General features: G+C 61.2%; 9 protein-coding genes. 3 read left to right on the top strand and 6 right to left on the bottom strand.

What is annotated here, in order from left to right:
- Positions 1-1,017: hypothetical protein (locus tag V7D81_RS15915; RefSeq protein ID WP_324318007.1), on the top strand; the 1,017-nt coding region annotated here is incomplete at its 5' end.
- Positions 1,014-2,627, top strand: a complete 1,614-nt coding sequence (locus tag V7D81_RS15910; RefSeq protein WP_324318005.1) for an alkaline phosphatase D family protein — start codon at positions 1,014-1,016, stop codon at positions 2,625-2,627. The genes V7D81_RS15915 and V7D81_RS15910, both read left to right, overlap by 4 nt.
- 3 nt (positions 2,628-2,630) lie before the next feature.
- Here V7D81_RS15910 and V7D81_RS15905 read toward each other — a convergent pair whose 3' ends face one another.
- The 3 genes from V7D81_RS15905 to V7D81_RS15895 all read right to left on the bottom strand — a co-directional run bounded on the left by V7D81_RS15905 (position 2,631) and on the right by V7D81_RS15895 (position 4,468).
- Positions 2,631-3,092: a hypothetical protein gene (locus V7D81_RS15905; RefSeq protein WP_324318003.1), complete on the bottom strand. Its 462-nt coding sequence runs from the start codon at positions 3,090-3,092 to the stop codon at positions 2,631-2,633.
- A 9-nt stretch (positions 3,093-3,101) separates the two neighbouring features.
- Positions 3,102-3,791, bottom strand: coding sequence for a hypothetical protein (locus tag V7D81_RS15900; protein WP_324318001.1), 690 nt, complete (start codon positions 3,789-3,791; stop codon positions 3,102-3,104).
- A gap of 404 nt (positions 3,792-4,195) precedes the next feature.
- Positions 4,196-4,468 (bottom strand): hypothetical protein, encoded by a 273-nt coding sequence (locus tag V7D81_RS15895; protein WP_324317999.1) that lies wholly within the window; start codon positions 4,466-4,468, stop codon positions 4,196-4,198.
- 72 nt (positions 4,469-4,540) lie between these two features.
- Between V7D81_RS15895 and V7D81_RS15890 the strand changes: the two genes are divergently transcribed.
- Entirely contained in the window at positions 4,541-5,296 is a 756-nt protein-coding gene (locus V7D81_RS15890) for an AAA family ATPase (protein ID WP_324317998.1), read from the top strand.
- Positions 5,297-5,549: 253 nt separating this feature from the next.
- Here the strand turns inward: V7D81_RS15890 and V7D81_RS15885 are convergent, their stop codons facing one another.
- From V7D81_RS15885 to V7D81_RS15875, 3 genes are all read right to left on the bottom strand, one after another.
- Positions 5,550-9,773, bottom strand: a complete 4,224-nt coding sequence (locus V7D81_RS15885) for a CBM96 family carbohydrate-binding protein (protein WP_324318024.1) — start codon at positions 9,771-9,773, stop codon at positions 5,550-5,552.
- A gap of 1,010 nt (positions 9,774-10,783) precedes the next feature.
- Positions 10,784-11,815 (bottom strand): D-alanine--D-alanine ligase family protein, encoded by a 1,032-nt coding sequence (locus V7D81_RS15880; RefSeq protein WP_324317996.1) that lies wholly within the window; start codon positions 11,813-11,815, stop codon positions 10,784-10,786.
- A gap of 13 nt (positions 11,816-11,828) precedes the next feature.
- Positions 11,829-12,899, bottom strand: a complete 1,071-nt coding sequence (locus V7D81_RS15875) for a hypothetical protein (RefSeq protein ID WP_324317994.1) — start codon at positions 12,897-12,899, stop codon at positions 11,829-11,831.

The following is a 12,899-nucleotide window of genomic DNA, read 5'->3' as shown; positions in this document are numbered from 1 at the left end:
GGCGAAGACCAGGCCGCCGCTCTCGAAGAACACTTCCGAGCCCTCGCCGAAATTCACGATGAAGGCATCGCTTGTGGTGCTCATGCCGTCCTGCGTCAGCTTGAAGGCGAAGCTCGGCTGGAAGAGCTGGACGTCGATCTGACGCCGTCGCTGCCGAATCCGCAGAACTTTCCGCGCCCCATCATCGAGAACTGGGTGATTTCGGGCCCAGGCTACATGAGCATCGACGTGGTATCGCCGCCGCGCGGTCCCAATCCGGGGAACGTGCCGCGGGCTTTCGTGGCCTACAAGCACATGCTCGAGATCTGGCTGGAAGTGCTGCGCGACGAGTACGAGCGCGAGGTCGCCCGCTCGCCGGTCGAGCGCGGCGTGCTGCTCGGCGAGACGCGGACGCTCGACACCTGCTTCGCGTTCACGAATTCCGCATTGACGGTGTCCGGCAGCACCGTGGCCGTTTCGCCGCTGGCGCACCTGCCGGTCGATCCCGGCCTGTTCGACATCGGCGGCGTCGCTGCCGATGCCAGCGCGGTCAATCTCTCGACACGCGAGCGCGCCTTCGAAACCGCGACACGCTGGAACCTGCTGGAAAACCGGCTCGCGACGCTGTTCGCCAACCGGCGCGGCTTTCCGCAGAAAGGCCTGTCGCTGGGCAGCGAACCGATCCTCGGACTGCTGCTCGACCGCTGGACGCGACTGCGTACTGGCGATCCGCAGAACCTGCCATTCGATGAAGCGGCAAAGACACTCGGCCTCAGCGCCGCACAGAAAAAGACACTCAAAGGTGCAGGCGCCACCGACCTGCGATCCATCGCCCAACTGGTGAAAGCGGCCCCGCAGCTCGAAAGCTACAACGGGCGGCTCCAGGAGCTGCGCACGACCTACCAGCGCAACAAGATCCAGACGCCGCTGCCGGATGCGTTGCCGATCGTGCTGCCGGTGCGCGATGCCGATGCGCTGCGCAAGACCATCGCGACGGCGCTGAACAAGCTGAACCCCGACAGCACGTCGAAGCCGTGACGCGCCGCCGGTGCACGCGCCTGAAACTCGGCCCGGTCGTGGGCCACACGACCGAGTCGTCCAGCACGATCTGGATCCAGGCGTTCGATGATCCGGGCGAATACCAGTTGCGCGTGCAGGGCGCGGGCACGTTCGACTTCGTCAGCACCGAAGGCGACGTACTCGAGTTCTGCACCGGCATCGCGATCGCCACCGGACTGCGCCCGGACTGGCGTCACTCGTACAGCATCCTGCGCCGCGGACGGCGCGTGGCCGCAGCGAGCGGCACCTTCCGCACCATGCCGCTGCCCGGCTCGATGGCGCCGATCCTGTTCTGTCCCATCTCCTGCAACTCCGATGTCGAACTGGGTTCCTGGGAGGCGCTCAAACGCTTCGTCGACAGCGCCAGGCCGCACTTCCTCCTGATGATGGGCGATCAGGTCTACCATGACGACGATCCGCCGGACGTGTTCGATCAGCATCGCGAATCGCCCGCCCGCGTCCGTCGTGCGGCGCTCGCGGAAAAGTATCTGCGCAACTGGTCGCGCCCGCCGGTGCAGCATGTGCTGTCGCACCTGCCCACCTACATGATGTGGGACGACCATGACATCCGCGACGGCTGGGGATCGCTCGCCGCCAACAGCCCGACCATGGTGCAGCGCTATCCGCGCGGACAGCGCATCTTCGATATCTGCGACGACTATTTTCGCGATGCGCGCGATGTGTACTGGCATTTCCAGGGCTGCCACAACGCACCGCTGCCGCCGGGATTCGCGGCGTGGCCCTTCGCATCGCGCACGGCGCTGCCCTGCGCCTTCGTCTGCGGGCGGGTGCTGGTGCTGATGCTCGACAGCCGCGGCGAGCGCGATGTGTTTCGGCCGGTGCTGCCGATCCTCGGCCAGGCCCAGTGGAATTTCGTCGAGCAGTTGCTGGCGGACATTCCGGACCCGATCGACGCACTGGTGGTGATGACGCCGACGCCGGTCGCCTCCATGGATCCGCATGGCGCCAGTCAGAAACTGGTCGGCCGTCGCACCGACGACATCGAAGCCTTCAGGAAGGGCGACCTGGAACAGGCGGTGTCGCCCAAGGGCAGTTCGAAATTCGGCCAGTTCGCACTCGCCGCCGTGGGCTCGCACCTGACCAGCCTGTTCGGCAGCCCCGTCAATCTCGGCAACTTCAACGTGAACTCCATCGACGAGGCCCGCGACCAGTGGTCGCACAGCTACGCTCGTCCGGAGCAGGAACGGTTGCTGCGCAAATGCGCCCAGGCGCGACTGACCAACAAATCCGCCGGCGCGCGTGAACTGCTGTTCGTGTCCGGCGATATCCACGTCGGCGGCATCTTCGACATCACGATCAGGAAGCCCGACTGCAAAGCGGTGTCGCTCACCTCGTCGGGCATCAGCGTGGTCGAGAACCTGAATCCCAAACCCACCATCGGTTCGATACTCGACGACAGCTTCGACGTCGCGGCAGGCATTCACTCGAAACTGCGCGAGGTCGTGACCGAAGTGAACTTCGGCGTGGTGCAGATCGTGCCGACCGGCACGGGCGCGAAAACACTGGCCGTGATCGCCCACGCCGGTAATTCCTGGGCGGTGGGCGCGGACATCGCGGACCTGCTGTGAGGCTTACTCGGTAACGAGCACCCGCCGCGCTTCGCCCCACTGCGACATGAATTCGCCCTGCTCCAGCAGGTGCAGTGCGAGTTCGTCGTCTGCGAGCGAACGCTGCGTGGCCAGGTTCGCCAGGTAGCGCAGTTCGTCGGCTTCGTGTGCGCTTGCCAGCAGGCGCGGCAGCCCGATGGATGGCGGAACCTTGATGCTCCACACCAGACGCGCCAGATACAGATTGATCTCGGCCACGAGCGAGACGAGATCGAGCATTTCCTCATAGCCGGCGAGTCCGCCGGCAGTCTCCCGGCCCCGCATCTGCAGCGCCGGCCAGTCGAAATCTTCGAGACTCGCGACCATGAGTTGCACGGCGGCTTCGAGGCTCATCATTCCCTGATAAGTCACGACGCGACCGTCGCCCGCGCCGAACGCAACGACGGTGTACGGCGAAGCCGGCAGATCGATGTTGGAGCCGGGCATGTCCCGCATCTAGCGATCGCTGCCCGGATCGTCGCCGGCCGCGACCGATCCGCCCAGACCGATGCCCATCCCCACTCCGATTCCCGCGCCGCCGCCACCACCGGCGCCACCTCCCTTGCCGCCGCGCTGCCCACCGCCGTCTCCGCCTTCACCCTTGCCTTTGCCGCCGCCCGCCGGACGAGCCGGCCCCTGCGCAGGAATCGCGAGTTGCACGGGCACCGGATCGAGATCGAGCACCTGGCGGATGAAATTCCGCAGCGACACCACCAGCTCGGCGGTATGCACGGGACGGCGCGCGACCAGATCGGCGGCGGCTTGCGCGGCCAGCCGCACCTGTTCTTCGGTGCCCAGCAGAATGACGTCGGACAGCGCGGCTTCGACGGCATCGCGAATCCGGCGCGAGCGATCGCTGCTGGCCCAGCTCTCCTCTGCAGCCGGCGCCGCCTCCGCTTCGCGCCGCAGATCGCGCAGATGCGTCGGATCGACGGCGAGATTGCCGGTGAACGATCCGCCCAGCGTCTTGTACGCCGCGATCAGCGTCCGCAGGCGTTCGTTGATCTGCCGGTTCTCGCGCTCGCGCCGCTGCTGCACCATCTGCATCACGATCAGGCGGATGCCGACCATGATCAGCGTGATGACGGCGAGGCCGAGCAGCGTCGAGAGCAATGCCTGCCAGGAACTAAAATCGAGATTGCGCATGGACGGCGGCGGCTCCGGCGACGGGGATGTCGTGCAGCTTCCACGACGGCCGCGCGGAATGCCATAGGCATCGATCTGACGGTATGCCAATCAACTCAACGTGCGGAGTTCGCGCATGACGCGCACCGATTTCACGCCATGCCGTCGATCATTTTGAGTGGCTCTTGACGCAAGCATCGCTCGGATTGTCTTTGCATTCCCGAAGGCCGGACCAAACGCCCTCCGGTCCGATGATCGTTTCCGAACCGCCAGCGTTGGGCGCACAGATCATCTTGCGCCTTGAAATGGAGTAGGTGCACTTCGCAAGGCCGACCGGGTCAATTCTGCGGCCGAACAACCTGCCGCTTCTACGACACCTCGCCGGAAGTCACGCGGCTCTTCATGCGCGAACAGGCGACGAACACTCACTCGATGCCCTCAGGCGCAAGCTCAGCCCACATTGATTCCACCTGCTTCAGGCCACAACGTGGCCTGCCATGCACCGCGAGGCGATCCTGCCTTCCGCATTCTGGCGGAGCTACGCGCGCCGCCTGCACTGACTTGGATAGCAGCGCATAAAGAGCACCCAAGGCATCTAGGTTCGCAGTGCGCATCCATTCGCGAATTTTATTCTGCGATATCTCAGTTCCCTTCGCTTCTTCGGATCGCTCTAGCTCAGCAATGATTTCCTCAAGCATCACTGTCCTCCATTACGCGTATCCGCTCGCCTCATGACGTTGTACGATAGGGTGCAGACTTAGGATTCCCACATGTCGGAATTGAATCAAGAGCCATACGTCCAAAAGGTGAAGTTGCGGCGAGAACGGGTTACGTCATCAGAAGAGTATCCCTTCTCACTTCCAACAGTGCGCCACCTCCACACTCTGGCTCTCCACCCTTCAGTGACATTTCTCGTCGGCGAGAATAGTAGCGGTAAGTCTACGTTGCTCGAGGCCATCGCAGTCGCATGGGGCTTTAATCCAGAAGGTGGCACAAAAAACTTCAGATTCCAGACACGCGAATCGCACTCTGTGCTTCACAAGTACATCACGCTCGTAAAAGGAATAACTCGACCTAAGGACGGCTTTTTTTTGCGGGCCGAGAGTCTGTTCAACGTCGCAACGGAGATTGAACGGCTTGATTCAGAGCCTGCCTCGGCTCCCCCCATCATAGATTCGTATGGTGGGCGGTCCCTGCATGAGCAATCACACGGCGAGTCATTCTTTTCATTGATGGTGAATCGTTTCAGCGGAAACGGCTTCTACATACTCGATGAACCTGAGGCCGCGCTCTCACCGTCACGACAACTCGCATTGATCGTGCGGCTTCATGACCTTGTACAGGCACATTCGCAGTTCATCATCGCCACACATTCACCTATTCTCATGACTTATCCCAACGCTTGGATCTACCAAATTGGCACTCAAGGACTCGAACGCGTCGAGTATCAACAAACCGAACACTTCACTGTGGCCAAACGCTTTCTAAGCGACCCACAGCGACAGATTGATCTTCTCCTACGTTAACGATGCGGACACAGTGTTAAGTGCCCGCATCGCCTGTTCGATCCAAATCTAAATCCGGATGTTGCCGCAAGATAGGCACGGTCAACTCCGTATACATTTTTGCTCCTACTTCTCCGATGACCCTCCGGATAGATTTCATCTCCGTAACATCGTCGATGCTGTCGGCCAAGTCTGCTGCCGCATTTAGTGGCGCGTCCAAAGACTTCACTATGCTCAGCAACTGAACTGCGATTGCGCGATCCATACTAGTTCCTCAAAAGTCGAAACACTGTTGCTGCTCCATACACTCACGAATGCAGCGGCGTAACCTTCCTTGGCGATCGGTGCCAACACCCGGCAGTTTCTCAGGATTGTCAACGAAGATGTCGGTACACTTTTTGCGGCAGTCCGCCAAAACTTTATCGCATCTTCCAATCTCTGAGAGTGTAGGAGGGCATACACTCTTGAGGGCTTCCCCCATCTTATTCAGCAGCTCGGCGAGAACTCTAGATAGATCTGGAGTCGCAGGAGTGCCCGGAGGCACGGTCGGCGCCGCCGGAATTGGAATGGCCTGCAATCCTCTTGGATCGGCGAGAACCATCGGCTGGCTATTGGTATATGCGTAGGTATTCATTCCACCATATAGTCCGATCGGGTCACTTTGCACGTACCGCCCCGTGCTTGGATCGTAATCCCTGAAGTAGTTGTAGTGCAGCCCAGTTTCGGCACCGAAGTACTGTCCCGGGAAGCGCAGGCTGTACGTGAATAACGTGCTATCCCCATCGGGATCTTCGTTGGCTAGCGTCGTACCGAACGGATCGGCGTCCCACCGCCACACCATGGCGTTGTCATCCGGCCGCGTGATCTTCCTCGGCGTGTTCAGATGATCGGTGTGAATGTAGAAGTGGTTGATGCCGCTGCTGCTGCCGCCGCTGCCGGCGACCGTCACCACCAGTTGCGGGCGGTTGCCCGTGGCGTCGGCGGAGTTGAAGCTCACGCGGTATAGATGCGCGGCGTTCACGGCGACGCCGAACGTCGCATGGCCCAATGCGCGGCGCTGCTGCACGTAGCTCGTCACATCCCATTCGCGATAGGCCGCATTGATGCCCACGGTGGTCGTCGCAATCGAACTGGTGGCGTAGAAATCGACGCCGGTGAGCGTGGCCGAATTGTTGTAGTTGACGTTGACGCCGCTCCAGCTCGTCGTCAGCGTGCCCGGCCAGACCGAGATCGGCAGTCCCGATCCGCTCGGCGCTTCATGCCGGCCGTACAGGCGCAGCCGCGCCGACGTGATCGTTCCTGCCGGCACGCCGGCCAGACCGAACTGCAGGAACGAGGCCCGCGTCAGACCTTCGCTGTTCGCCAGTCGGGCGAGCAGTTGCGGCGCGTAGGCATAATTGGTCGTCGGCGTTCCGCTTTGAATATATGTATCCGAAGTAGAGGCCAGCGTGACGGTCTGCGGCGCAGCGCCGCTGTTCGGCTTCAGAACGGCCACCGGGATATCGCCGAACCAGACCGTCTCCTGGAGCAGATTGCCTGAGCCGTCGTATTCGCCGATGAGGCGGCCGGCTTCGTCGTAGACGAAGTAGATCGAGTGCCCGCCCGTCGTCTTTCTCACCCGCTGGCCGAGGCCATTGAGCGCGTACGTCGAGGTCACGCCGGCCTTCGTCGCCGACATCATTCTTCCCGCGTCGTTGTACGCGAAGCTTGTGGCGCCGTCGCTCGTGGTGTTGCCCGCGGCGTCGTAGGTGTAGGTCTTGGCAAGTGCGCCGGTAATCGACGCGATCCGGTTGTTGTTGGCCGAAACCGTGTAGGCCGAGGGAGCGCTGCCCGTTTGGCTGAGCCGATTGCCATTGGCATCGTATGTCCACCCCTGACTGAGGCCCGCGCCGGTGGCGCTGGTGAGGCGGTCGAGCAGGTCGTAGCCATAACTCTGTGAGAGGTTGGGATTGCTCGCATCGCCAATGCCGGTGATGCGGAAGGCATCGTCGTAGCTGTACGTTCTCAATCCTGCGCTGTCGGTGAGCGTGAGCTTGCCGTCCTGGTCATAGTCTCTGACCGCCAGCGTGCTGTTGCCCCAGCGCCAGCCGGCGATGGGGCCAAAGGGTTGATACAGGACATTGGAAAGCAGCGGCGTGCTGCCGTTGAGGGTCAGGCTCACCACCTTGCCGTTCGCATAGCCGTACTGAATCGTGTTGCCCGAGGGCAGTGTCAGTGTCTGCAATCGACCCGCGCTGTCGTAGCTGTACCCGAGCGTCCTGGTGATCGCGCCCATCGTCTGCTGGCGCGAGAGCACCCGACCCTGCGGGTCGTAGCTCCAGTGGGTCGAACCTGAGTTGTCCGTGATCTGCGTGAGGCGGCCGTTCTGGTTCGTGCCGCTGTCGTAGCTGTAGCCGATCGTTTGATCGGCGTAGGTCAGGCTCGTGACACGGTTCAGGGCATCGTAGGTATACGTGGCCATCTTGCCGCGCGCCTCCGTGCTCGTCTTGAGATTACCGCCCGTATCGTACGTGTTGATCGTCGTGCCGGTGTCGGGGCTGACTTGCCGGGTGAGATCGCCCAGTGCGTTGTAGCTGTAGCTCGTTACCTTGCCGCGCGGGTCGGTCACCGAGATCAGTTGATCCAATGCATCGTAGCCGTAAGTCGTCAGGCCGCTGTTGGGATCGGTGACTTGTGTCAGCCGGTTGAGTTCGTCGTAGGTCTGGCTCGTGCTGCGTCCCAGCGGGGCCGCCATGCTCGCCTGATTGCCGTTGTTGTCGTAACCGAACGTCGTCGTGACGGAAGCGCCACCGGCCGCGCCGATCTGCTTCCAGAGCTGATTGAGCGTGTTGAAGACCCGGGTGCGGGTCTGCGTCAGGGCACTGGACGGATCGCGCAGTTCCTCGTTCGTGCGGTTGCCCATCGCATCGAGCGTGTAGTGGATCGTGTTGCCTTCGGCATCACTGATGTCGGTCAGGCGATGGGCCGCGTCGTAGGTGTATGAGAGATGACTGCCGTCGGGCAGGGTCGCCTTCTTCAGCAGGCCGGTCGGCCAGTACTCGAAGGTGGTCTGTTCCGAGCCGACCGTGCGGGAGGTCAGGCGCTGGCGCAGGTCGTAGGTCAGCGTCGTCACCACCCCGTTCGGATCGGTGATCGTCAGCGGCTGGCCGTGCGCGTTGTAGGTGGTGTAGGTCGTGATGTGGCCGAGGGCGTTGGTGATCGTGTGCACCTGGCCGCACTGATAACCGGTGGTGCAGGTGTAGTACGTGTAGGTCGTGACATCAGAGACATCACTTCTAGGGCCGTCGGCCGTCAATACTTGGCCGAAGGCGTTGTAGGTGTAGGTCCAGGTGCGCGAGTCACTCGTCGTCGTGTCGAGGACGATCTTCGTCAGGACGTTGCCGTTCGCATCGTGGGTGAACGTCGTGCGCTTGCCGGGTTCGTCAATTTCGATGGGAAGGCGGTAAGTAGAATGCCATTGCGTGGCGATTGTTCGAGCTCTTGGCGTACTGTAAGCCTCAGTGCGCGAGGTTTCCAGATTGCGAGACAAGTCGTATGTCAGTTGTGTTTCGTTGTTGTTGTGGTCCCTCCTCAAGCTAATGTTCGCATTTACATCATATGCGACGGTCTTCGGGCTGTTTCGATCGGTCGAGACCGACGACGCGGATCGCACTCGGTACAGATGATGCAACGCCGTGGGATCGAATCCGTATGTTCGCAGCTTCCCTAGCGGATCGACCACTTCACGATAGAAGGTGCTGGAAGCGATTGTGTACTTGTTGACGCCGCCTGCGAGTTCTGTTGATGCGGCTCGCCCTGACTCATATCCATAGGTCGAGTATCTGGAGGCAAGTTCGTCGGTTATCCCGATCAAAAAGAAGCCATCGTAGTGGTACTGCTTCGACGTGCCATCGCCGAACGTTACAGTGGCAAGCGTCTCATTCGGATTGTAGACGTAGTCGATGTGTTGACCGGCTGGATCGATCAGCCGCTGCAATCGACCCTGATCAAAGATGAACTCCAAGGTGCGCCCAAAGTTATCCACCACAACTGACAGATTTCCGTCTTGTCCATACTGCAACGTTTGTGCGTAGCCTCCACGGCTTACGATGCTGACAAGCCTCCCCGTGCCATCATACGTTTCAACGTCATCGCTGGACGTTGTAAGTGTCCAGCCCGTGATCACATCGTTTTGATCACGCTGTGCAACTAGGCGTTCGTCGATATCGGGCGGTCCCGTAAAGGTTGCTCCGGAACCCTGAAACACCAACATCTTTCCATCTGGCCGATAGACATTTGCGGCCACGACCACGCTGGAGGGCACATAGTCGATCCGTTGGAAGTATGTGGCAGTCCAACCAGGCCCCAAAGGCTCATAGTCGTAAGCAATGGGTTGATAATTGATTGCGTAGTTGCTGTTGTAATGACGTTGGAACGCCAAGGACGAGTTGCTTCGATAGTCCTCTTGAAGCAAATGCTTGTTTCCGCTTCCGATCTCGCAGGGATTCCCCACCTCCATTTGACCCTTCGCACATGCACCCGCCGCTTTTCGGGGATCAGCAACCCACCAGGTAATCGCGCAGTACAGCCCTACTCCAGTCTGATTCCGTATGCCGTAGCCCTGCGGGCACGTGAAGGTCCTATGCTGATAGATGCCTATCTCTCTTTTCTCATTAACGTCGCAGGGCGTCACACTCGTCCAGATTGAAGTGAAGTTGCCCTGATGGTTATGCGATATGTCGCTCTGAGGGCTGTTGGGCCACGCATACCCGATTCCACCGATATCCTGAAGCAAGCCGTCGAAAGTGAACGAGCACCGTGGCGGGTGGGCAATGCTCATCTGTGCGGAAATCATTGCCGCAGTGAGCTGCTCGAGAGACGGATACATCCGGGGATTCAGATTCCAGTCAGAGAACCATTGCCATGGAGTCGCAGTGGCTGAAGTGCAATGTTCCCCCGATTGCTGATCGGTCGAAGTACACACCCCTTGTGCATGGGCATTGCTCGGCAGGACAAGACTGCCGATCGACCAGATCGCCAGGTAGAGCGACACAGTTACGACACGGCGCCGTTGGGCAAGAGTGATCGCGTCTTCGCGCTCGCAGAGTCGCAGTCCATTTCTCAATCTGTTGCAGCGTGGCAAGCTTCGCTTGCAGCAAACAAGCGATGTGCACACACGAAGTAGATCGCGGAAAACTGCCATGCGATGTAATCCTCCCATGCATGGCTGACGCGGGCAGAGTCATCCATGACTGACAGACTTGTTCTTCGATACGAGGACGTTAGCTGCGTTACACATCTATCGTCAATCACCAAGAAAAATTTCGACTCCAGTGAGGGAAACTCGATAGAAGTATCGCTTCAAGCTATTTGGCTCGTCGCCGCAATCTGCGGCCGGCGCATCATGTGGCGCTCCACGCAGAACAACGCGAATATGCAAGAACCGGAGACTAGCCGGGCACCGAGGCCGAAGACCGTCGCAGGAAGACCGGCTGAAGCCGGCCCCACAGGAAGAGAGAAGAAGCGGGTCTACTCCTCGATCCGCCACGCCGCCTGGTAGTTCTGCCCGAGCCGGATGATCTGCTCCAGCAGCGCCGGATACTCGACGCCGGCTGCACGCGCCGATTCCGCAAAATCTTCCGCGTGGCTGATGTTGGGATTCGCATTCGCTTCGAGCACGAACACGCTGCCGTCGGGACGCATGCGGAAGTCCATGCGGGCGTAGCCGCTCATGTGCAGCGCGCGGTAGATGCGCTTCGAGAGCTTGTCGAGATAGGCCGGAATGCCATCGGGCAGCGGCGGTGCGGCGCCGGTCTTGATGCCGTGCTTCTTCTGGTAGTTGCGATCCCACTTCACCTTGCGCGTGGCGATGCCGGCCATCACATCCGGCAGCGTGCCGAAATCCATTTCCCAGATCGGAAAGGTGCGCAGGCGTTCGTTGCCGAGCACGCCGACGTACAGTTCGCGACCCTCGATGTATTCCTCGACCAGCGCGTCGGAATTGGTCTGTTCGTGGATGAATTCGATGCGTTCCTTGAGCTTGTCCGGCTCGCGAATGATGGAGGCCTGCGAGATGCCGAACGATGCATCTTCGGTGGCCGACTTCACGAACAGCGGCAACTTGAGCCGGCGCGGCAGCTTGTATTTCTGGCCGCGACGGAACAGCGCGAAGCCCGGCGTCGGGATGCGGTGATAGGCGAGGATCTGTTTCGACAGCACCTTGTCGCGCGAAATCATCATGCCGCGCGGATTGCAGCCGGTGTACGGCTGCTTCATCAATTCCAGGAAGGCGACCACGTGCTGGTCGTAGGTGACGATGCCCTGGAATTCCTCGAGCAGGTTGAACGCGATGTCCGGTTTCCAGTCGGTGATCGCGGTGCGCAAGTCCGCCAGGTTGTCGAGCAGGCCGAGCGCCTTCACCTCGTGGCCCGCCTTCTCCAGCACGTTGGTGACGTCGAACTCGGTACGGAACTCGTCGATCTCCTTGACGGTGAGACCCCGGAGACTGGGCGGCGGCACCAGGCTCTCGTGCATCAGTACCAGTACGCGAAGTGGCTTCATGGGTTCTCGTTACTCACAGTGCATACCGTTCGCGGTCGCGGCGCAGGATGTCCATCATGATGCGTTCGAGCACGCCCAGCACCGCGCGCTTCGCTTCGCGCTGGGACGTTTCCAGCACCAGGTCGAGATCGCGGCAGCGCTGGATCACCACGCGCAGCACATGATGGACGAGATAGGGATGCAGGCGCGAGCGCCGGATCAGCAGGCGTTCGAGCTGCGGGCGCACGCGGCGCACGAACGTGCTGGCGCGCAGATGCCGGCGCCGCGCGCTGCGCTTGCCGAAGATGCGCTTCAGCCGCAGGTCGTAGGCACCGGGCCGGTCGAGCTGGTAGCGCGCACGCTTCTGTCGATAGTGTTCGGCGAGCGTGCGCGTGTCCTCGCTCAGCGGTTCGATGCGTTCGCGATTGTCGACCGCCGCGCTCGCGCCTTTCAGTTCCTTCATCAGCGTATCGACGTACTCGAGTTTCTTCAGGGCGGACCAGCCCTGGTAATCGCGGCGCCAGCGGGCGCGCGGCTGCAGCCACACGGCGAACGTTTCGGCGAAATCTTCCGACGGATGACTCTGCGCGTACCAGTGACCCAGGTGCAGCACGTAGTCGCGGCTGGCCGGACGCGGTCGATACACGTCCGGATACGGTCGCGTCGCCGGACCGAACGTCTTGCGCCAACCCTTGCGACGTCGCAGCCGGAAGGCATTGTCGAGCGCGTGCGCCGCTTCGTGCCGCAGGATGCGCGTCAGCCAGTTGGCGTTGCCGCCCTCCACTTCATCCATGATGAGCCGTTCGAGGCGCATGAGGCGCGGGTGCGCCATGTAGAACGGCACGGCGATGCCGGGCACGCCGTCGGGCGAGAACCATTCCTCGGACAGCCACAGATGCGGGCGGAAGCGGATGCCGCGACTGAGCAGATCCTTCTGCACTTCCTTCCAGTGACGCTCGACCATCGTGCCGCGCAGCGACAGGCGCAGATCGCAGAAGCGCTTCTGCAGCAGCGCTTCGTCGGACAGGCGCGTCCACGCGGGCTCGCGCGTCTTGCGTCGCGTGCGCGGTGCGGTGCGGCGGGATTTCTTCTTGCGGACAGCCAT

The organism is Povalibacter sp. (assembly GCF_036735925.1).
Taxonomy (GTDB): Bacteria; Pseudomonadota; Gammaproteobacteria; order Steroidobacterales; family Steroidobacteraceae; genus Steroidobacter.
This window is presented reverse-complemented; position numbering and strand designations above follow the sequence as displayed.